This window comes from Vibrio sp. SCP2 (assembly GCF_059295395.1).
Map to the genome: position 1 here is coordinate 12,536 of NZ_JCAFVV010000004.1, position 20,229 is coordinate 32,764.

Here is a 20,229-nt window from a genome sequence, read left to right on the forward strand (position 1 = left end):
CGATCTATTTAAGTCTGTTCTAACCGAACTCACAAATTCCAAGATAACCGGACATCATCGATGCAAGAACAATACAACCCGCAAGATATTGAACAAAAAGTTCAACAGCACTGGGACAACAATAAGACCTTTGTTGTAAGTGAAGACCCAAATAAAGAAAAATTCTACTGTCTATCCATGTTCCCTTACCCAAGTGGCCGACTGCACATGGGTCACGTGCGTAACTACACTATCGGTGATGTAGTCTCTCGTTTCCAACGCCTGCAAGGTAAAAACGTAATGCAACCAATCGGTTGGGATGCATTTGGTCTACCGGCAGAAAACGCGGCTGTGAAGAACAACACAGCGCCTGCACCATGGACTTACGAAAACATCGAGTACATGAAAAACCAGCTTAAACTTCTAGGCTTTGGTTACGACTGGAACCGTGAGTTCGCGACTTGTACGCCTGAGTACTACCGTTGGGAACAAGAGTTCTTCACTAAGCTTTACAACAAAGGCTTAGTTTACAAAAAGACCTCTTCAGTTAACTGGTGTCCAAACGACCAAACTGTTCTTGCAAACGAGCAGGTTGAAGATGGTTGCTGCTGGCGCTGTGATACTCCAGTAGAGCAAAAAGAGATTCCACAGTGGTTCATCAAGATCACTGAATACGCTCAAGAGCTTCTAGACGATCTAGACAACCTAGATGGCTGGCCTGAAATGGTTAAGACCATGCAGCGCAACTGGATCGGTCGCTCTGAAGGTGTTGAGCTTAAGTTTGAAGTTAAGGGTCAACAAGATCTAGAAGTTTACACCACACGTCCTGACACACTAATGGGTGTGACTTACGTTGGTATCGCAGCAGGTCACCCTCTAGCGGCAATCGCAGCTGAGAACAACCCTGAGCTTGCAGCGTTCATCGAAGAGTGTAAGAACAACAAAGTAGCAGAGGCTGAGCTTGCGACAATGGAGAAGAAAGGTATGGCGACTGGCCTTACTGCTGTTCACCCATTGAACGGTCGTGAAGTTCCAGTGTACGTCGCTAACTTCGTACTGATGGACTACGGTACAGGCGCTGTAATGGCAGTACCTGCACACGACCAACGTGATTACGAATTCGCAACTAAGTACGGTCTAGATATCGTACCTGTGATCAAACCTGCTGACGACAGCGAGCTGAACATCTCTGAAGAAGCGTACACCGAGAAAGGCGTACTGTTCGATTCAGGTGAATTCGACGGTCTTGAATTCCAAGCAGCATTCGATGCAATCGCAGCCAAGCTAGAAGCAGAAGGCAAAGGCACTAAGACAGTTAACTTCCGTCTACGTGACTGGGGTGTATCTCGTCAACGTTACTGGGGCGCACCAATCCCAATGGTCACCACTGAAGATGGTGAAGTTCACCCAGTACCAGCTGACCAACTGCCAGTAATTCTTCCTGAAGACGTGGTAATGGATGGCGTAACAAGCCCAATTAAAGCTGATAAAGAGTGGGCGAAGACTACCTTTAACGGCGAGCCTGCTCTACGTGAGACAGATACGTTCGATACCTTCATGGAGTCTTCTTGGTACTACGCACGTTACTGTTCACCACAAGCTGATGACATTCTAGACCCAGAAAAAGCGAACTACTGGCTACCAGTAGACCAGTACATCGGTGGTATCGAGCACGCTTGTATGCACCTACTGTACTCGCGCTTCTTCCACAAACTGCTACGTGACGCAGGTTACGTAACATCTGACGAGCCATTCAAGCAACTACTATGTCAAGGCATGGTACTAGCAGATGCGTTCTACCACGAGAACGACAAAGGCGGTAAAGAGTGGGTTGCTCCAACTGACGTTGCTGTAGAGCGTGACGGTAAAGGCCGCATCACTTCTGCTAAAGACAACGAAGGTCGTGACGTAACACACTCAGGCATGATCAAGATGTCTAAGTCGAAGAACAACGGTATCGACCCACAAGAGATGGTAGACAAGTACGGTGCTGACACAGTACGTCTATTTATGATGTTTGCATCACCTGCAGACATGACGCTTGAGTGGCAAGAATCTGGCGTAGAAGGTGCTAACCGCTTCCTAAAACGTGTTTGGAAACTTGTTAACGAGCACGCGTCGAAAGGCGCGGCAGAAGCTGTTGATGCATCAGCACTGTCTGGCGATCAAAAAGCACTTCGTCGTGACGTTCACAAGACTATCGCTAAAGTGACTGACGATATCGCTCGTCGTCAAACGTTCAACACAGCAATCGCAGCAATCATGGAACTGATGAACAAGCTAGCGAAAGCACCTCAAGAATCAGCGCAAGATCGTGCAATCCTTGACGAGGCTCTGAAAGCAGTTGTTGCAATGCTTTACCCAATCACTCCGCACATCTCATTCGAAATGTGGGCAGCGTTGGGTCAAGAAGATATCGACAACGCAGCATGGCCAACTCACGACGAGAAAGCACTGGTTGAAGACGAGAAGCTGATCATCGTTCAAGTAAACGGCAAGCTACGTGCGAAACTGACTGTACCAGCGGATATCTCTAAAGAAGATATTGAAGCTCTAGGTCTAAACGATGAAAACGTTACTAAGTTCACAGAAGATAAAACGATTCGTAAAGTGATTTACGTACCGGGTAAACTTCTAAACATTGTTGCGAACTAATCGTCGCTTCTTAAGTCATAAGCAGGGTATATTGTTACCCTGCTTTACTTATCTTAGTGTTTTATCAGCTATTCTAGGTATTAGAACCCTAAGATAAGTATTCCAATAATCGAGAGCCCTAAATCCATGTTTCGTAGTGCGTCGCGCCTTATTTCATTTTCTTCTGTAAAACTCACCAGTGTTGTTCTAATGGCAAGTTTATTGTCTGCTTGTGGTTTCCATCTACGTGGTGACTACTCGGTTCCTGAAGAGTTAGAAACCATGTCTCTTACCAGCTACGACCAATACAGCAGCTTTACACGTATGATGAAAGGGCAACTGCGTATGAGCGAAATTAATGTCGTTCCGCCAGCCGCTAACATTCCTAACTTACACCTACTGAGCGAAGGTGTGGGTGAGCGTACACTATCGCTTTACCAAAACACTCGTGCAGCGGAAATCGAGCTTACCTTCCGTGCCTCTTACCGCGTGACGGTTCCAGAGCTAGGTTCAAAGACCTTCTCTACCAGCGTAACGCGTAGCTACCTAGATAACCCATTAACCGCACTTGCTAAGTCAGTAGAACGAGACATGATTGAAGATGAAATGCGTAAGCTAGCCGCTTCACAGATCATTCGTCAAATGGCTCGCTTGAAAGCAGACATCGAAGCAAACGAGCTGTTGGAAGAAGAACAAGAAGCTTTACTAAAAGTGGAAGAAGAGCAATACCGCGTGAAAACATTTTACGCTGAAGATGCTCAGGGTAACGTCACTTCTGAAGTCCCAGCTAACTAATTACCATTATGCGAATCTTCGCCGACCGTTTAGTGGAGCAGCTTACCAAGCAGCTCCACCCTACTTACCTTATCTTTGGCAACGAACCACTCCTTATCCAAGAGTCTCGCCAGTCGATTCAAAAAGCCGCCTTTGCACAAGGATTCGAAGAAAGACACCGCTTTGCTATCGATAGTTCATTTGACTGGAATCTTGTTTATGACAGCTGTCAGGCCATGAGCTTGTTTTCAGCCAGACAAGTCATTGAACTGGAACTGCCTGAGTCAGGGGTCAATGCCGCGATCGCTAAAGAGCTAGTTGCTGTTGCTGAATTGATTCATAGCGATGTGTTGTTAGTTGTCATTGGTAGCAAACTGACCAAAACTCAAGAAAACGCAAAATGGTTTAAAGCGCTGTCTGCCCAAGGTTGTTGGGTGAATTGCTTAACACCTGATATCCAAAGATTGCCGCAATTCGTCCAAGCACGTTGCCGAGCACTCAACCTTAAGCCAGATCAAGAAGCAGTACAGATGCTCGTCCAATGGCATGAGGGCAATCTGTTTGCTTTGACTCAAAGCCTCGAAAAGCTCGCATTACTCTATCCTGATGGCGTGTTGAATTTGGTGCGTTTAGAGGAATCTCTCAGCCGCCACAACCACTTCACCGCTTTTCATTGGGTAGATGCCTTATTAGCGGGTAAGGCCAAGCGCTCACAGCGTATTTTACGCCAACTTGAGGCGGAAGGAATTGAGAGCGTGATACTCGCGCGTACGATACAAAAAGAGCTCACTCAGCTTCTCAACATGGCGATCCAAATTAAAACTAAGCCCATTGGCCAAGTTTTTGAAAGCTACCGTGTTTGGCAATCAAAACGCCCACTGTACTCGTCAGCTTTAAACCGCTTGCAGCCCGAAAAAATCATGCAGCTTCTCCAGTTGCTCGCAAAAATCGAGCTATTGGTAAAAACAAAATACGACCAGTCTAGCTGGCCACTATTACACCAGTTGAGTACTGAGATTTGCTTGCCGCAAGTGAAGCTTTAAAAAGCGTGATATACTTCGCCGCCGCAAACAATCAACCCTGTGTATATGCACAACACCAACGAGGACAACACCTTGCAATTTGAAGAGTTAAACAACTTCCTTGCTGACAAAGCTGACGACATGAAAGCTCAAGATATCAAAACCATCGATGTTCAGGGTAAATCAAGTATTACAGACTTCATGATCGTTTGTACTGGCACGTCAAAGCGCCACGTTGTTTCTATCGCCGAGCATGTTGCTAAAGAATCAAAACTAGCAGGTCTGGAGCCACTAGGTATAGACGGTGAAGCCGAGGGAGAATGGGTGGTATTGGATATGGGCAGCACTATTGTTCATGTGATGCAAGAAGAGCATCGTGAGCTTTACCAACTGGAAAAGCTTTGGGGCTAAGCGATGAAAATACAGCTCGTTGCCGTTGGAACCAAGATGCCAAAGTGGGTCGAAGAGGGCTTCCAAGAGTATCGCCGCCGTTTTCCTCATGATATGCCACTTGAGCTTGTCGAAATAAGCGCCGGAAAACGCGGAAAAAATGCCGATATTGCAAGAATTCTGCAAAAAGAAGGCGAAGCCATGTTGGCAGCCGTGCCAAAAGGCAATCGAATTGTTACTCTCGACATCCCTGGCAAAAAGTGGGATACCCCACAATTAGCGCAGCAACTAGAGAGCTGGAAGTTGGATGGAAGAGACGTATCGATTCTAATCGGTGGTCCTGAAGGTCTCGCCCCTGCATGTAAAGCCGCAGCCGATCAAAGCTGGTCTTTATCAGCATTAACCTTGCCTCACCCATTAGTACGCATTGTCATGGCTGAGAGTTTATATAGAGCGTGGAGCATCACTGCTAACCACCCTTACCATCGAGAATAACGATTAATGTTAAGGAAGCGTACCCGGATAAGGGATTACCATGAAGAAGCACGACTGTTTAGAAGTCGTGCTATCGTCGCTTTCATTGGTATTGTGGCACTAGTAGGCGTGTTGATCACCAACCTATACAACATCCAGATCAATCAGTACCAAGACTATAAAACTCGCTCTAATGACAACCGGATTAAGGTTGTACCTATCGCCCCTAACCGCGGGCTGATCTATGATCGCAATGGAAAGCTACTGGCAGAGAACCGTCCAGTGTTTAGTCTTGAGATCACCCCAGAGAAAGTTAAGGATATGGACGATACTATCCGTCGTCTACAAGAGATCCTAACCATTACCCCCGAACAGATAGAGCGTTTTAAGCGTGAACGTCGTCAGACACGTCGCTTTAAATCCGTCCCTATCCTGACTCAGTTAACTCAAGAGCAAGCCGCGAAGTTCTCGGTCAACCAGCACAACTTCCCTGGGGTATCGATTAATGCCGCCCTTAAGCGTCACTACCCTTATGGTGAAGTGCTTACTCATGTGATTGGCTATGTCTCTCGAATCAATGACCGAGACATTCAACGCCTGATCCGTGAAGAAAAAGAAGCAAACTATCAAGCGACACGTGACATCGGTAAGCTAGGTATTGAACGCTTCTACGAAGACTTACTGCATGGAACCGCTGGTTACCAAGAAGTTGAAGTGAACAGCCGTGGTCGAGTGATTCGAACGCTTAAATATGTGCCCCCTGTTCCTGGCAAAGATATCGTTCTAAACCTCGATATTGATTTACAGCTCTATATCCATGAACTGCTTGCCGATCGTCGTGGTAGCGCAATTGTTTTAGATCCTAAAGACAATGGTGTTTTAGCAATGGTATCGAGCCCAAGCTACGATCCTAATGCCTTTGTACATGGTATTTCGGGCAAGGCCTACAGTGCTCTCTTAAACGACAAGAACCGCCCACTGGTTAACCGCGCGACGCTTGGTATTTATCCTCCTGCCTCAACCATCAAACCGTTTATGGCCGTGGCCGCTTTGGAAGAAGGGGTTATCACGCCTTATACAACGCGTAACGACCCAGGTTATTGGAGAATACCAAATTCAAAAACACGACCTTTCCGCGACTGGTTAGCATGGGGACATGGTAAAGTTGATATCGTTAAGTCGATCGAGGAATCTGTCGATACCTTCTTCTATCAAATTGCTTATGACATGGGCATTGACCGCATATCCCGCTGGATGATGATGTTTGGTTTCGGAGACTATACGGGTATTGATATCCACGAAGAGAGCAAAGCCAATATGCCAACTCGTGAGTGGAAAATGGCTCGCCACCGTGTGCCATGGTACCAAGGTGACACGATTCCTGTTGGTATCGGACAAGGCTACTGGACAGCAACACCGATGCAGATAGCCAAAGCGACGTCTGTTTTGGTTAACCGAGGCAAGCGCGTTGCACCGCACCTACTCAGGGCGACCATAGTTAATGGTGAAAAGTTTGAAAGACATGAACTGTCGACATTAGAAACGTATACCTACCCTCCGATTGAAGGCGTTAAAAAACGTTACTGGGACTTAGCTATTGAAGGCATGCGCTTGGTAAACCATGGCAAAAAAGGGACGGCACGTCGCGCCTTCTATAAAACGCCTTATATGAGTGGCGGAAAGTCAGGTACTGCTCAGGTCTTTGGCCTCGGTGAAGACGAAGAATACAATGCTGACGAAATTGCTGAACACCTACGCGATCACGCTCTGTTTACCGGTTTCGCTCCGATTGAAGATCCACAGCTGATAGTCACTATCGTTTTAGAAAATGCTGGCGGTGGTTCCTCTCAAGCGGCTCCGGTAGTAAGAAGACTATTTGACCACGTTCTCGTAGACAATCAAGAGGCGAAATAACCATGGATTTGAACCCTGCAACCGGTCAAAACCGCGCTCTGTTTGAACGTTTCCACCTCGATCTCCCTATGTTGCTGGGAATATTGGTGCTAATGGGCTTTGGTCTCGTCGTTATGTACAGTGCGAGCGGACAAAGTTTAGCTATGATGGACAGACAAGCGATGCGTATGGCGCTTTCGCTAGGCGTCATGTTAATCCTCGCTCAAATTCCACCTCGAACCTATGAGGCTCTTGCGCCCCTGATGTTTGTCGGTGGCGTTGTTTTGCTACTCGGCGTACTGTTCTTTGGTGAAGCCTCCAAAGGGGCGCAGCGTTGGCTAAACTTAGGTTTTGTTCGCTTTCAGCCCTCCGAGCTATTAAAGCTCGCGGTGCCACTGATGATTGCTCGCTACATTGGTAAACGCCCTCTTCCCCCGACTTTCCAGACTCTGGTCATGTCGTTGGTGATGGTGTTTGTACCAACTATCTTGATCGCGAAACAACCAGACTTAGGCACTTCAATCCTTATTGCTGCATCGGGCATATTCGTTATTTTCTTAGCGGGTATTAGCTGGAAAATCATCTTTGCTGCGGCGTGTGGATTAGGCGCTTTCCTCCCTATTCTGTGGTTCTTCTTGATGCGCGAGTATCAGAAAGTTCGCGTGAGGACTCTGTTTAACCCAGAATCCGATCCTCTCGGTGCGGGTTACCATATTATCCAGAGTAAAATCGCCATAGGTTCAGGCGGTATCTCAGGAAAGGGTTGGCTGCAAGGGACGCAATCCCAGTTGGAGTTTCTTCCAGAACGCCACACCGACTTTATTTTCGCGGTGATAGCAGAAGAGTGGGGGCTAATTGGTATCCTTATTCTCCTTAGCCTCTACCTATTTATCATTGGACGTGGGCTTGTTCTAGCAAGTAAAGCCCAAACAGCTTTTGGTCGTATGATGGCGGGTAGTATTGTTCTCAGCTTCTTCGTCTATGTTTTTGTCAACATCGGCATGGTAAGTGGCATATTACCCGTGGTAGGTGTCCCACTGCCTCTTATTAGCTATGGTGGTACCTCAATGGTGACCCTCATGGCAGGCTTTGGCATCTTGATGTCGATCCATACCCATAGAAAAGCATTCTCTAAGGCAATCTAAATGATAAACAAGCAATTATTGCTCACAGCAGCAGCCACCAGCCTCATTTTGGCTGGCTGCTCTTCAGCACCGTCAAAGCGCTACACCATTGACGACGACATTGCCCCTGATGCGCCAATCAGTGTTGAGCATATTGAAGATGCCACACCTATGTATGAATCGTATAGCCTTGGGGGGAACAGTAATTACACCCTAAGAGGTAAAGATTACACCATCATAAAAGAGCCAAAAGGCTTTCAACAACAAGGTATCGCTTCTTGGTATGGCAAGAAATTCCACGGCCACTTAACCTCTAACGGTGAAATCTATGACATGTACTCAATGTCGGCTGCGCATAAAGAGCTGCCGATTCCGAGCTATGTCAAAGTCACCAACAAGGATAACGGCAAAACTGCCATTGTCCGAGTCAATGACCGCGGTCCTTTTCATGAAGGGCGAATCATTGACCTTAGCTACGCGGCGGCGCTAAAACTCGACGTGATTCGCACCGGCACCGCCAACGTTGCTATTGAAGTGATAACTGTCGACAGACCAACCCAAGCACACAAACAAGAGGCTTTGCCAAAGTTTGTCGTTCAGGTAGCTTCATCACAACATCAAGACCGAGTTGAAACTTTAGCGCAAGATTTGAGTCAAAAACTTTCGGTTAAGAGTTATGTCAGTTCTGGCGACAAGCTTCACCGAGTGTTTTTAGGCCCATTTAGCGACTATATGCATAGTCAAAAAGCACTTGAGCAAGTGAAAGACTTGGGTTACACCAGTGCTTTCATAAAATCCCACTAGTCCTCAATCCAGTGTATCCAAACACCTACACTGGCTTGAGAGATTGATTCTGTTAAGATATGGACAGTAAACGATAATTCTGTAGTCAATATGAAAAAAACAACGCTAATTAAATCAGCTTTTGCGTCTTCTATTGCGCTTTCTGCAACTTTCGCATCTTCTGCATTCGCATCACCAATTGTGGTTCCTGACGCACCTCAAATCGCAGCTAAAGGCTACGTATTGATGGATTACCATTCAGGTAAAGTACTTGCTGAAAAAGAGATGAACACCAAATTATCTCCAGCAAGTTTGACTAAGATGATGACCAGTTATGTCATCGGCCAAGAATTAGAGCGTGGCAACATCTCACTTCAAGATGATGTCACTATCAGTAAAAACGCTTGGGCGAAGAACTTTCCTGATTCTTCAAAAATGTTTATCGAAGTGGGTACTACGGTAAAAGTAGAAGACCTAAATCGCGGTATCATTGTTCAGTCTGGTAACGATGCTTGTGTTGCCATGGCAGAGCACATCGCAGGTTCAGAAGACGCATTTGTCGATCTTATGAACGCTTGGGCAGATACTATCGGCATGAAAGACACGCACTTTGCTAACGTGCATGGTCTAGATAACCCGAACCTATACTCAACGCCTTACGATATGGCTTTATTGGGTAGCGCGCTTATCCGTGACGTGCCAGACGAGTACCGTATCTACTCAGACAAAAAGTTCACTTACAACGGCATCACCCAATACAACCGTAACGGTCTGCTTTGGGATAAGAGCATGAACGTTGACGGCATCAAAACTGGACACACGAGCAACGCAGGTTACAGCCTAGTTAGCTCTGCGACAGAAGGCAAAATGCGCCTAGTTGCGGTAGTTATGGGAACTAAAAATGCGAATGCACGTAAATCTGAAAGCAAAAAGCTTCTAAGCTACGGTTTCCGTTTCTTCGAAACAGTTGCTCCTCACAAAGCCGGTGAAACCTTCGTTGAAGAAAAGATCTGGATGGGTAACAAAGATACGGTTGCACTAGGTCTGGACCAAGATACCTATGTAACACTACCTCGCGGCCAAGCGAAAAACCTTAAGGCAAGCTTCATCCTTGAAAAAGAGCTAGAAGCCCCAATTATGAAAGGTGACGTAGTTGGTAAGCTATACTATCAACTAGAAGGTGAAGATATTGCAGAGTACCCACTTCTTGCACTAGAAGATGTGGAAGAAGGTAGCCTATTCAGCCGCCTATGGGATTACATTGTAATGCTGTTCAAAAGCTTCTTGTAATTCGAGTACTTAGCTTTGAAAAGCCGCCTAGTGCGGCTTTTTTTGTTTTTCACGCTTTCGACATAGCGCAGAGGGTATCTTGAGTTCATCCTCGATAGACAGTACTATTCCGCGCTGCTAACAACGACTTCCCAACTTGGAGTTTCAAAATGCTGAACATTAATTCAGATGCAAAACTGAAAGACCTGCTTGAGTTCCCTTGTTCGTTTACCTACAAGGTCATGGGCTATGCAAAGCCTGAGCTTCCTGAAAAGGTTCTTGAAGTCATCCAACGCCATGCTCCAGGTGATTACAGCCCAACCGTAAAACCTAGTGCTAAGGGCAATTACCACTCAGTGTCTGTCAATATCACTGCAACTTCTATCGAGCAAGTTGAAACGCTTTACAAAGAGCTCGGTGAGATCGACATTGTACGCATGGTGCTATAAAAAATTTGAGTTAACTCAATTTTTTTTGAAGGCAGCGAAAGCTGCTTTCTTTTTAGATATCAAACAGATAATTATCCTACAAAAAGTCTAGGGTTAAAAATGTGTTACTGGTATATAGTCCCTTGACCAGAAGCAGTTTATAATCCGTTAACTTTATTAACCGACGATGGAAAGCGGAATGCAAAACCAGCTTGTTGTGAAACATCTAGGAAGACAAGATTACGAGCCAATTTGGCAAGCAATGCATGACTTCACAGATAACCGGACAGAAGACACCGCTGACGAGGTGTGGCTTGTTGAACACAATCCAGTCTTCACACAAGGGCAAGCAGGTAAGGCGGAACACCTACTTAATACGGGTGATATCCCCGTTGTACAGAGCGATCGTGGTGGCCAAGTCACCTACCACGGGCCAGGTCAGCTTGTTGCGTACTTTCTGATTAACCTTCGTCGTAAAAAAATGGGAGTACGAGATCTTGTTACTCATATTGAGAATCTCGTAATTAATACCCTAAAAGCATACAATATCGACTCAGCTGCACGCCCTGATGCACCAGGTGTCTATGTAGATGGGAAGAAAATCTGTTCCTTAGGATTACGAATCCGTAAAGGTTGTTCGTTCCACGGCTTAGCACTAAATGTGAATATGGATCTTACACCATTTCTACGTATCAACCCTTGTGGTTATGCTGGAATGGAAATGGTTCAAGTCAGCCAACTTGGCGGACCTGACGACATGACTCAAGTAGAGACAAAACTAGTCGAAGAACTGGTTGATTTACTTAACTATGAACAGGTTAGTGTCGACACACAAGCAGGCCACAAGACCAACAATAACGAGAAGTAAGAGAAGCATGAGTAAACCAATCCAAATGGAAAAAGGCGTTAAGTACCGCGACGCTGATAAAATGGCACTGATTCCAGTAAAGAACATGCCTACAGAGCAAAAAGAAGTTCTTCGTAAACCAGACTGGATGAAGATCAAGCTACCTGCGGACAGCCAGCGCATTCAAGATATTAAATCGGCAATGCGTAAAAACAACTTACACTCCGTTTGTGAAGAAGCTTCATGCCCTAACCTTGCAGAATGTTTTAACCACGGTACTGCAACCTTTATGATTTTGGGTGCAATTTGTACCCGTCGTTGCCCATTCTGCGACGTTGCTCATGGACGTCCACTGACTCCTGAAGCAGATGAGCCGAAGAAATTGGCTAAAACTATTCAAGACATGAAACTGAAGTACGTGGTTATTACTTCCGTTGACCGTGACGATCTCCGAGATGGTGGTGCGCAGCATTTTGCCGACTGTAACCGTGAGATCCGCGAACTAAATCCGAACATTAAGATTGAAACGCTTGTACCAGACTTCCGTGGTCGTATGGACGTTGCTCTTGAGTTGCTAAAAGACAATCCACCGGATGTTTTCAACCACAACTTAGAGACAGCACCTCGTCTGTATCGTAAAGCGCGCCCAGGTGCGAACTACAAGTGGTCATTGCAGCTGCTACAAAAATTCAAAGAACAACACCCAAATATTCCGACTAAGTCAGGTATTATGATGGGCTTGGGTGAAACAAAAGAAGAGATCGTCGAAGTATTGAAAGATCTTCGTGCTCACGGTGTCACTATGCTGACGTTAGGCCAATACCTAGCACCTAGCCGCCATCACCTACCGGTTGAACGTTACGTTCCACCGTCAGAGTTTGATGAGCTAAAAGAAATCGCTCTTGAGCTTGGCTTTACTCACGCAGCTTGTGGTCCATTTGTGCGTTCTTCGTACCATGCTGACTTACAAGCACAAGGCGTAGAAGTAAGCTAAATTACAGTAAGACAATCACTTATCTATGCCTCTCGTTTTTGAACGTGAGGCATATTTTATTTGTAGCGATTTTACTCACCCGCCACAATCCACTACCATATCAAGTATTGAAACAACTTTGATACTAGAATGAAACTCTAGGTTTGATATAATACCTAAATCAAACTTTGTTCATGCCAATAACGTTATGTTCAGATAAATGATGGGATTGGCTTAAATACTCGAAATATTGGATAGACGCATGAAAAACATTTTTGCTGCCGCTGTTGTGGCTATTACTCTTGCAGGTTGTGCATCTGAACCCACTCAGCAAGACAACTACATGGACGCTTCTTTCGAACTTTGTAACACTGAAGTGAAAACTTACTCAGTCAGTGACGATGGTCGAGTACGCATTGTATGTGCTGATGGCTCTAAGTTTGCTCTTCGCACAGAAGCAACGCTAGATACTATGCGTGATATCAACGCTGACTACTGTAGTGGTGAAGGTCTATCTAAGTTCAACGAAAGCACTAAGTACTACCAGTTCCGTTGTAAATCTGGTGAGACAATCAGCGTAAACAAATAAGCTGAACTAAGATCTGAAACGGCAGCCCAACAAGGCTGCCGTTTTTGTTTTGTACCTATCAGAAAAACAGGTGCTCAGACATTGATTCTGGTTGGTATTGGAGACATAAAAAAACACCTCCAGCAGGAGGTGTTTTCGATTAAGCAGAAACCTAATTAAGCGTAAACTGGTAGACGCTTACAAATTTCAAGAACCTTAGCTTTAGTCGCTTCGATAACTTCTTCGTTGCCGATGTTATCTAGAACGTCACACATCCAGTTCGCTAGATCTTTTGCATCGTCCTCAGTGAAACCACGGCGAGTGATTGCTGGAGAACCTACACGGATACCAGAAGTAACGAATGGGCTACGTGGGTCGTTTGGTACTGAGTTTTTGTTTACGGTGATGTTTGCTGCACCTAGTGCTGCATCTGCATCTTTACCTGTAATGTCTTTGTCGATCAGATCAACTAGGAACAGGTGGTTCTCTGTACCGTTAGAAACGATTTTGTAACCGCGCTCTTGGAACTGAGCAACCATAGCTTTTGCATTCTTAACAACGCGTGCTTGGTACTCTTTGAACTCTGGCTCCATTGCTTCTTTAAATGCAACCGCTTTGCCCGCGATAACGTGCATTAGAGGACCACCCTGACCACCTGGGAATACAGCAGAGTTCAGTTTTTTGTACATCTCTTCGCCAGCGTTAGACAGGATTAGACCACCACGTGGACCTGCTAGCGTTTTGTGTGTCGTTGTTGTCACAACGTGAGCGTGTGGCACTGGCGTTGGGTATACACCTGCAGCAATTAGACCTGCTACGTGAGCCATATCAACAAACAACCAAGCACCTGCTTTGTCTGCGATTTCACGCATGCGAGCCCAATCTACGATTTGAGAGTAAGCTGAGAAACCACCGATAATCATCTTAGGCTTGTGCTCAAGAGCCAGTTGCTCCATTTCGTCGTAGTTGATTTGACCCGCTTCGTCGATACCGTAAGGAATAACGTTGTAGTGCTTACCAGAGAAGTTTACTGGTGAACCGTGAGTCAGGTGACCACCGTGCGCTAGGCTCATACCTAGAACTGTATCGCCTGGGTTTAGAAGTGCCATGTAAACAGCACTGTTTGCTTGAGAACCAGAGTGTGGCTGTACGTTTGCATACTCACAACCGAAAAGCTCACATGCACGGTCGATAGCAAGAGCTTCTGCTTTATCTACGTACTCACAACCACCGTAGTAACGCTTGCCTGGGTAACCTTCAGCGTATTTGTTAGTTAGCTGAGAACCTTGAGCTTCCATTACACGTGGGCTTGTGTAGTTTTCAGAAGCGATTAGTTCAATGTGTTCTTCCTGGCGAAGAGTTTCTTCTTGGATTGCTGCGAACAGTTCCGCATCGTAATCTGCGATGTTCATATCACGCTTTAGCATCTGTATCTCCTGACTCAGATTAAGACTTAAAGTTTTAAAAAACTGATTTATGACCTCAATACCGACGTTTTTACCTGACGCAAACGTTTGCATTAAGCTAATGACGCGCATTCTACATAATTTGATCTAGGTCATAAAGAGAAAATTGAAATTTTTCTCATGCAGTTTTTTCATAATGCTTTACAAGGAATGTCATATTGAACATTTCTCCAAATGATGACTTAGAAAAGTGTCAATTTTATCCTTTACACTCCGTAAAACGATAATTACATAGGTTTACCTTAATTTTCCCTCTCAAGCTACCGAAATCCTCAATTTTTAAATAGTATGCACGCCAATATTCAGCAGTTAAATTTTAAATTGATGGAAAAACACTCAAGAAGAGAAGACTGGATCGCAATTCTGACCGGGACTTTTCTGGTTGCCCAAGGGGTTTTCTTTTTACAATCAGCGTCATTGCTCACTGGCGGCACAACCGGACTGGCACTGTTAGCTAGCCAGTTTGTTTCGTTCTCTTTTGGTACTCTCTACTTTATTGCCAATTGTCCTTTTTACCTTTTGGCATGGAAACGATTCGGTTCGCGTTTTGCTTTTAATAGTGCGATTTCTGGCGCCTTGGTCTCTGTATTTGCCGATCACCTCTATTTAGTGATTAGCTTAGATACCATTAACGAAGTCTACTGTGCAGTCGCAGGTGGTTTATTAATGGGATTGGGGATGTTGATACTCTTCCGCCATCGCTCTAGTTTGGGCGGTTTCAATGTTCTATGTCTGTTTATCCAAGATAAATTCGGCATTTCGGTTGGAAAATCTCAGTTAGCTATCGATTTTACAATTTTAGTCGCATCGTTTTTCTTCGTGTCACCGCAAATTATCGTGCTTTCTATCATTGGTGCCATTGCACTTAACCTTGTGTTGGCAATGAACCACAAGCCAACCCGTTATAGTGTGAATTACGGTTAGAAACTGGATAACTGGATAACTGGATAACTGGATAACTGGATAACTGGATAACTGGATAACTGGATAACTGGATAACTGGAAAGTTTTTGAGGGTTGATACATGGTATCAACCCTTTTTATTTTGGAACGCTTCGCTATGGATTCGGGATGCGGGAACGAAAAACTCTAGAAGGGCGAAGCCCGATCCCGTTTTCCCGAAACGAAGTGTTCCATAGGGCAACGCCCGTTCCGGCCCCTTTACTCCAACTCTCCGTGCGAGACACGTGCTTTCACATCGTGGCTTAGTTCTTTGTTTAGCTCTGCTTCCACATGACCCGGCGACTGAGTCGTAGCTGAAATCAAGCGGTACATAGCAGGGATAACGAACAGAGTTACCAAAGTTGCGAAACCCATACCAAAGAAGATCACCGTACCTACAGCCACTCGGCTTTCATAGCCCGCCCCCGTCGACATAATTAGCGGTATAGCGCCAGCAAGAGTCGTAAAGGCCGTCATCATGATAGGGCGCAGGCGACGCGCAGACGCATCAACAATAGCCTTCTCAAACTCAATGCCGCGATCGCGAAGCTGGTTAGCAAACTCAACAATCAAGATACCGTTCTTAGTTACCATACCGATCAACATGATCATACCAATCTGGCTATAGATGTTGAGGCCTTGTCCCATCACAAACAGTCCAAGGAAGCCACCAAACACTCCCATAGGGACGGTAAACATAACCACTAATGGGTTGATAAAGCTTTCAAACTGCGCAGCAAGAACGAGATAAGCCACCAGCAGCGCTAAACCAAACACAACTAAGATACTCGACTGGTTCTCTTTATAATCTTTTGACTCACCAGAGTAGCTCACCGAAATGTCACCCGGTAATAGTTCTATCGCTTGTTGATCTAAGAAATCGAGCGCATCCCCTAAGGTATAACCGTCAGAAAGGTTGGCTGTAATCGTCACGGCCTTCTGCTTATTGTAGTGCGATAGACGAATCGAGGAGGCAACTTCTTCAATCTTAGTGACCGCGTCAAGAGTGACCAATTCACCAGAAACGGTTCGCATATAAATTTGGCTCAGATCCGCGGCATTGTTAAAGCTGTTCTCATCACCACGCAGGTAAACGTCATACTCTTCACCGCGCTCAACAAAGGTCGTCTCACTCTTACCACCCAACATGATTTCAAGTGTTTCCGAGATCGCTTCCACGCTAATCCCAAGCTCGGCTGCGCGCTGTTTATCTACTGACACAACTAGCTCAGGCGTTCTTTCCGAGTAGTTGATGTCTGCGCCTTCCATAAATGGCGAGTCTTCAGCAAGTTGCTCTAGTTTTTCCGCCCAAGTTTTAAGTTCAGCATAATCAGAACCACCGAGAACAAACTGAACAGGTTCGCTAGAGCCACCACGGAAACCTGGCATAAATGGGAATACTCTAACATCAGCGATACCCGCTAGCGCTTTGCGAACTTCGCCCAAAGCTTGCTGTGCGGTGATATCACGATCATTCCAATCTTCAAGGATCATGATAACAAAGCCCGTTTGGTCGCCCGCATTACCGCCAAAAGCTGGCGATTGAATGCTAAAGGATTTGAGGAAGCCCTGCCCAAGCAGAGGCATCAAGCGTTCTTCAATGATATCCATGTTTGCCGCCATACGGTTGTAACTGGTTGCATCAGCACCGCGAGCAAAAGCAAAGATAACACCGCGGTCCTCTGAAGGCGCTAATTGAGCAGGAACCTGCTGCATGAGTCCCCAACTACCGCCGACACACGCCATGATGACAAGAGGCGCCGCCCATTTCCAACTCAGCGCCCCTTTCAGAACCTTACGATAGCCTGATTCAAGGTGGCTAAACATATTGTCGATAAACAGATTAAAGCGGTTTGGTTTAACATTGGCTTTTAGCAGCTTGCTGCCTAAAACTGGCGTTAAGGTTAATGCGATCAACGAGGAGAAGATCACCGACATCGCCAACAGTACCGAGAACTCCGTGAACAGTAAGCCGACCATGCCATCCATAAAGGAAATTGGCAGGAAGACCATGACTAGCACCAAGGTCGTCGCTACAACCGCGAAACCCACTTCGCGCGTCCCTTTGTAAGCAGCGAGCAGGGGTTTCTCTCCACGCTCAATATGGTGGAAGATGTTCTCAACGACCACAATCGCATCATCTACAACCAGACCAATCGATAGGATCAAAGCCATTAAGGTGATGAGGTTGATCGAGAAACCAAAATAGTAAGCGGCGATAAAAGATGAAATCAAAGAAACAGGAACGGTTACGGCTGGGATTAACGTCGCTCTTGCTTGGCCGATAAAGATGTACAGCACCAAGATAACAAGACCACCGGTAATAAACAGCGTGCTGTAGACTTCCGCAATTGAACGCTCGATAAACACAGTTGAATCATAATCGATGGCTAAGCGCGTTCCTTCAGGCAAGAACTGTTGAATATTCTCGACTTCTTTGTGCACTCTCGTCGCAACCTCAAGCGGGTTCGCATCCGATTGGGGTACGATACCCATACTTACGTTAACGACACCATCACTTTTAAAGGTCGAGTTTTCGTTCTCTGCGCCAATGAAAACATCCGCCACATCTTTCAGATAGATTGGCGAGTTATCTGAAGCGCGCTTGACGACCAAATACTCAAAGTCTTCAGCTTGGTTATAGCTGCGAGCAGTACGAACAGACATAACGATTTGATCGTTACGCACTTCACCGCCTGGATTTTCAACGTTCTCACTGCGTAAGGCGGTTGTAATATCGGATGCCGTCACGCCCCGCCCTGCCATTTGGTCAGGTTTAAGCTTAACGTACATCACCTTATACAAGCCGCCGGAAACATCAACTGAGCTCACCCCTGAGATAAGGCTAAAACGGTCAAGTAGCACTCGGTCAACGTAATCGGTTAACTGTGTCCGATCCATCTCGGATGAACTTAGGTTGATATAAAGAGAGGCTTCACCGGAACCGTTGTTCTTAAAAACAACCGGGTCATCGGCTTCATCAGGCAATGCGCGCTGAGCCCTTGCTACCGCATCTCGAACGTCACTGACACCCGTATTCAGATCGTAGCCTAGCTCAAACGTAATAGTGATTCTCGAACTACTATTACGCGTTGTTGAGGAAATTTCATCGATACCACTGATACCCGAAAGCTGATCTTCAAGTACCGACGTTATCTGGCTTTCAATGATGGTTGCCGAGGCCCCATCGTAACGTGTGTTGATCGAGACCACAGGGCTTTCGATATCTGGCATCTCGCGCACCGCAAGCTTGCTAAATGAGACGATACCAAACACACACAGTAGAAGGCTGAGTACAACCGCAGCAACAGGCCTCTTTACTGAAACATCAGATAACAGCATTAGTTAGACCCTTCTTGGCTCTTTTGCGCGTTTTTAGGGCGGCCATCGCTGCCTAACTCAGAAACAGCTACACCATCACGCATATTGACGATACCTTGCACAACGATCTTATCGCCGATAGAAAGCCCTTCTTCAATGACGACTTGGTTATCGACGCGCGCACCCAAAATAACTTCTGTACGTGTTGCCGTCCCCTCTTCAGTTACGACATAGACGAAACGCTTGGTTCCCGAATATTCGAGAGCTTGAACCGGAATGATAGGTGCTTCAATGGCAGGAAAGTCCATTGCAGCCGAAACTAACATACCCGGCTTTAACTGCTGCTCTGGATTAGAGAAGTGAATGCGAACCCGCAGGTTCAAGGTTTCTTGGTTAATGCGAGAGTCTATACCGACCACTTCACCACTGAAGGATTGACCTTGCCACGCTGCCGTCGTTGCGGTGACTTGCATACCATTAGAAAGTTGCGACAAATAACGCTCTGGCACCTGAAGATCCAAACGCATGATCGATAAATCATCTAAGCTCAATAGCTCTGTGCCCGCGCTCACCATCTTACCGCGGCTAAAATCAATAAAACCCACCGTTCCTGAAAACGGTGCGCTGATATATAAATCGTTAAGATCAGCATTAGCAGCATCTAAACGCGCTTTGGCGATGTCGACACTTGCCTCTTGCGCATCGATCTCTGTTTGAGTAATCGCATTACGCTTAACCAAACGCTCAAATTCTTTAAGTTTACGTTGCTCATCTTTGAGATACGCTTTCGCTTCAGCCACTGAAGCCTTAGCTCTGTCATCGTCAAGTTGAATCAACAGTTGCCCTTCTCGAACAACTTGATTGGCTTTAACGGCAATCACGTCAACTTTACCAGCCACTTCAGGAGAAATGATAACGGACTGCTCTGCATCCAATTTACCGACGAGTACAAGAGACTGGGATACTTGATGGGTTTGTACTTGCTCAGTGACAACAGTTACCTTCGATGGACCTTGTCTCTTGGCATACGATGTAGGAGCAGCAGCCAAAATAGACAGAGACAATAAACTCAGAACAATTTTATTTTTCATGGTTAGATTCTGCATAGATAAACTAGACATATTGTATCCGGTAATTCGCATTCTGAACGTCAACTAATGTAAAGAGCGAGAAATATTATGTAAGTAAAGCCGTTGATTGTTTGAGCTTTATGGTTAATTCCTGCCATCTTTGCCCAAAAAGGCATCATTCAATTCAAAATTATAAGAAAACGCTTTACAGCTTTTACGAGTTTGCTATGATGCGCTCCGCACTTGAGAGATGTGTTGGGAAAACATCACTT

At 45.8% G+C, this 20,229-nt stretch carries 17 protein-coding genes; 14 read left to right on the forward strand and 3 right to left on the reverse strand.

Translation table 11 applies throughout. The features are described 5' to 3' along the window. Window positions 1-60: 60 nt before the first annotated feature. The 13 genes from leuS (at window position 61) to AC5O63_RS13450 (ending at window position 13,179) form a co-directional block, all read left to right on the forward strand. Window positions 61-2,634 (forward strand): leucine--tRNA ligase, encoded by a 2,574-nt coding sequence (gene leuS / locus AC5O63_RS13390; protein WP_494505327.1) that lies wholly within the window; start codon window positions 61-63, stop codon window positions 2,632-2,634. Window positions 2,635-2,760: 126 nt separating this feature from the next. After that, entirely contained in the window at window positions 2,761-3,408 is a 648-nt protein-coding gene (locus AC5O63_RS13395) for an LPS-assembly lipoprotein LptE (protein WP_494505328.1), read from the forward strand. A gap of 8 nt (window positions 3,409-3,416) precedes the next feature. Further along, on the forward strand, window positions 3,417-4,430 hold the full coding sequence (holA, locus tag AC5O63_RS13400; RefSeq protein WP_494505329.1) for a DNA polymerase III subunit delta: 1,014 nt from the start codon (window positions 3,417-3,419) through the stop codon (window positions 4,428-4,430). Window positions 4,431-4,475: 45 nt separating this feature from the next. Next, the gene (gene rsfS / locus AC5O63_RS13405) at window positions 4,476-4,820 is read left to right on the forward strand and encodes a ribosome silencing factor (protein WP_494505330.1); all 345 of its coding nucleotides are present in this window, start codon (window positions 4,476-4,478) and stop codon (window positions 4,818-4,820) included. A 3-nt stretch (window positions 4,821-4,823) separates the two neighbouring features. Then, window positions 4,824-5,294, forward strand: coding sequence for a 23S rRNA (pseudouridine(1915)-N(3))-methyltransferase RlmH (rlmH, locus tag AC5O63_RS13410; protein ID WP_171325349.1), 471 nt, complete (start codon window positions 4,824-4,826; stop codon window positions 5,292-5,294). 6 nt (window positions 5,295-5,300) lie between these two features. Next, window positions 5,301-7,187 (forward strand): penicillin-binding protein 2, encoded by a 1,887-nt coding sequence (gene mrdA / locus AC5O63_RS13415; protein ID WP_494505331.1) that lies wholly within the window; start codon window positions 5,301-5,303, stop codon window positions 7,185-7,187. Window positions 7,188-7,189: 2 nt separating this feature from the next. Then, window positions 7,190-8,311: a rod shape-determining protein RodA gene (gene rodA / locus AC5O63_RS13420; RefSeq protein WP_494505332.1), complete on the forward strand. Its 1,122-nt coding sequence runs from the start codon at window positions 7,190-7,192 to the stop codon at window positions 8,309-8,311. Then, window positions 8,312-9,094 carry a septal ring lytic transglycosylase RlpA family protein gene (locus AC5O63_RS13425; protein WP_486795379.1) on the forward strand — a complete coding sequence of 261 codons (783 nt, stop codon included), beginning with the start codon at window positions 8,312-8,314 and terminating at the stop codon, window positions 9,092-9,094. Window positions 9,095-9,184: 90 nt separating this feature from the next. Further along, complete coding sequence (locus AC5O63_RS13430; RefSeq protein ID WP_004746248.1) at window positions 9,185-10,363, forward strand: serine hydrolase; 1,179 nt, start codon at window positions 9,185-9,187, stop codon at window positions 10,361-10,363. Between the two features lie 149 nt (window positions 10,364-10,512). Beyond that, window positions 10,513-10,791, forward strand: coding sequence for a DUF493 family protein YbeD (gene ybeD, locus AC5O63_RS13435; RefSeq protein WP_004415161.1), 279 nt, complete (start codon window positions 10,513-10,515; stop codon window positions 10,789-10,791). Between the two features lie 178 nt (window positions 10,792-10,969). Next, window positions 10,970-11,638 (forward strand): lipoyl(octanoyl) transferase LipB, encoded by a 669-nt coding sequence (gene lipB / locus AC5O63_RS13440; RefSeq protein ID WP_494505333.1) that lies wholly within the window; start codon window positions 10,970-10,972, stop codon window positions 11,636-11,638. A gap of 7 nt (window positions 11,639-11,645) precedes the next feature. Next, entirely contained in the window at window positions 11,646-12,611 is a 966-nt protein-coding gene (gene lipA, locus AC5O63_RS13445; RefSeq protein ID WP_004746250.1) for a lipoyl synthase, read from the forward strand. Window positions 12,612-12,852: 241 nt separating this feature from the next. Beyond that, complete coding sequence (locus AC5O63_RS13450) at window positions 12,853-13,179, forward strand: hypothetical protein (protein WP_171325355.1); 327 nt, start codon at window positions 12,853-12,855, stop codon at window positions 13,177-13,179. Window positions 13,180-13,334: 155 nt separating this feature from the next. On the opposite strand, the gene glyA is transcribed toward AC5O63_RS13450, so the two are convergent. Then, window positions 13,335-14,585: a serine hydroxymethyltransferase gene (glyA, locus tag AC5O63_RS13455; protein ID WP_004746252.1), complete on the reverse strand. Its 1,251-nt coding sequence runs from the start codon at window positions 14,583-14,585 to the stop codon at window positions 13,335-13,337. 363 nt (window positions 14,586-14,948) lie between these two features. On the opposite strand from glyA, the gene AC5O63_RS13460 reads away from it, so the two are divergent. Further along, complete coding sequence (locus tag AC5O63_RS13460) at window positions 14,949-15,548, forward strand: YitT family protein (protein WP_004746253.1); 600 nt, start codon at window positions 14,949-14,951, stop codon at window positions 15,546-15,548. 237 nt (window positions 15,549-15,785) lie between these two features. Here AC5O63_RS13460 and vexH read toward each other — a convergent pair whose 3' ends face one another. Together vexH and AC5O63_RS13470 are read right to left on the reverse strand one after the other, a co-directional pair. Beyond that, window positions 15,786-18,908 (reverse strand): vibriobactin export RND transporter permease subunit VexH, encoded by a 3,123-nt coding sequence (gene vexH / locus AC5O63_RS13465; RefSeq protein ID WP_494505334.1) that lies wholly within the window; start codon window positions 18,906-18,908, stop codon window positions 15,786-15,788. Beyond that, on the reverse strand, window positions 18,908-19,978 hold the full coding sequence (locus AC5O63_RS13470; protein WP_494505335.1) for an efflux RND transporter periplasmic adaptor subunit: 1,071 nt from the start codon (window positions 19,976-19,978) through the stop codon (window positions 18,908-18,910). The genes vexH and AC5O63_RS13470 overlap by 1 nt, the downstream gene beginning before the upstream one ends. Between the last annotated feature and the right edge of the window lie 251 nt (window positions 19,979-20,229).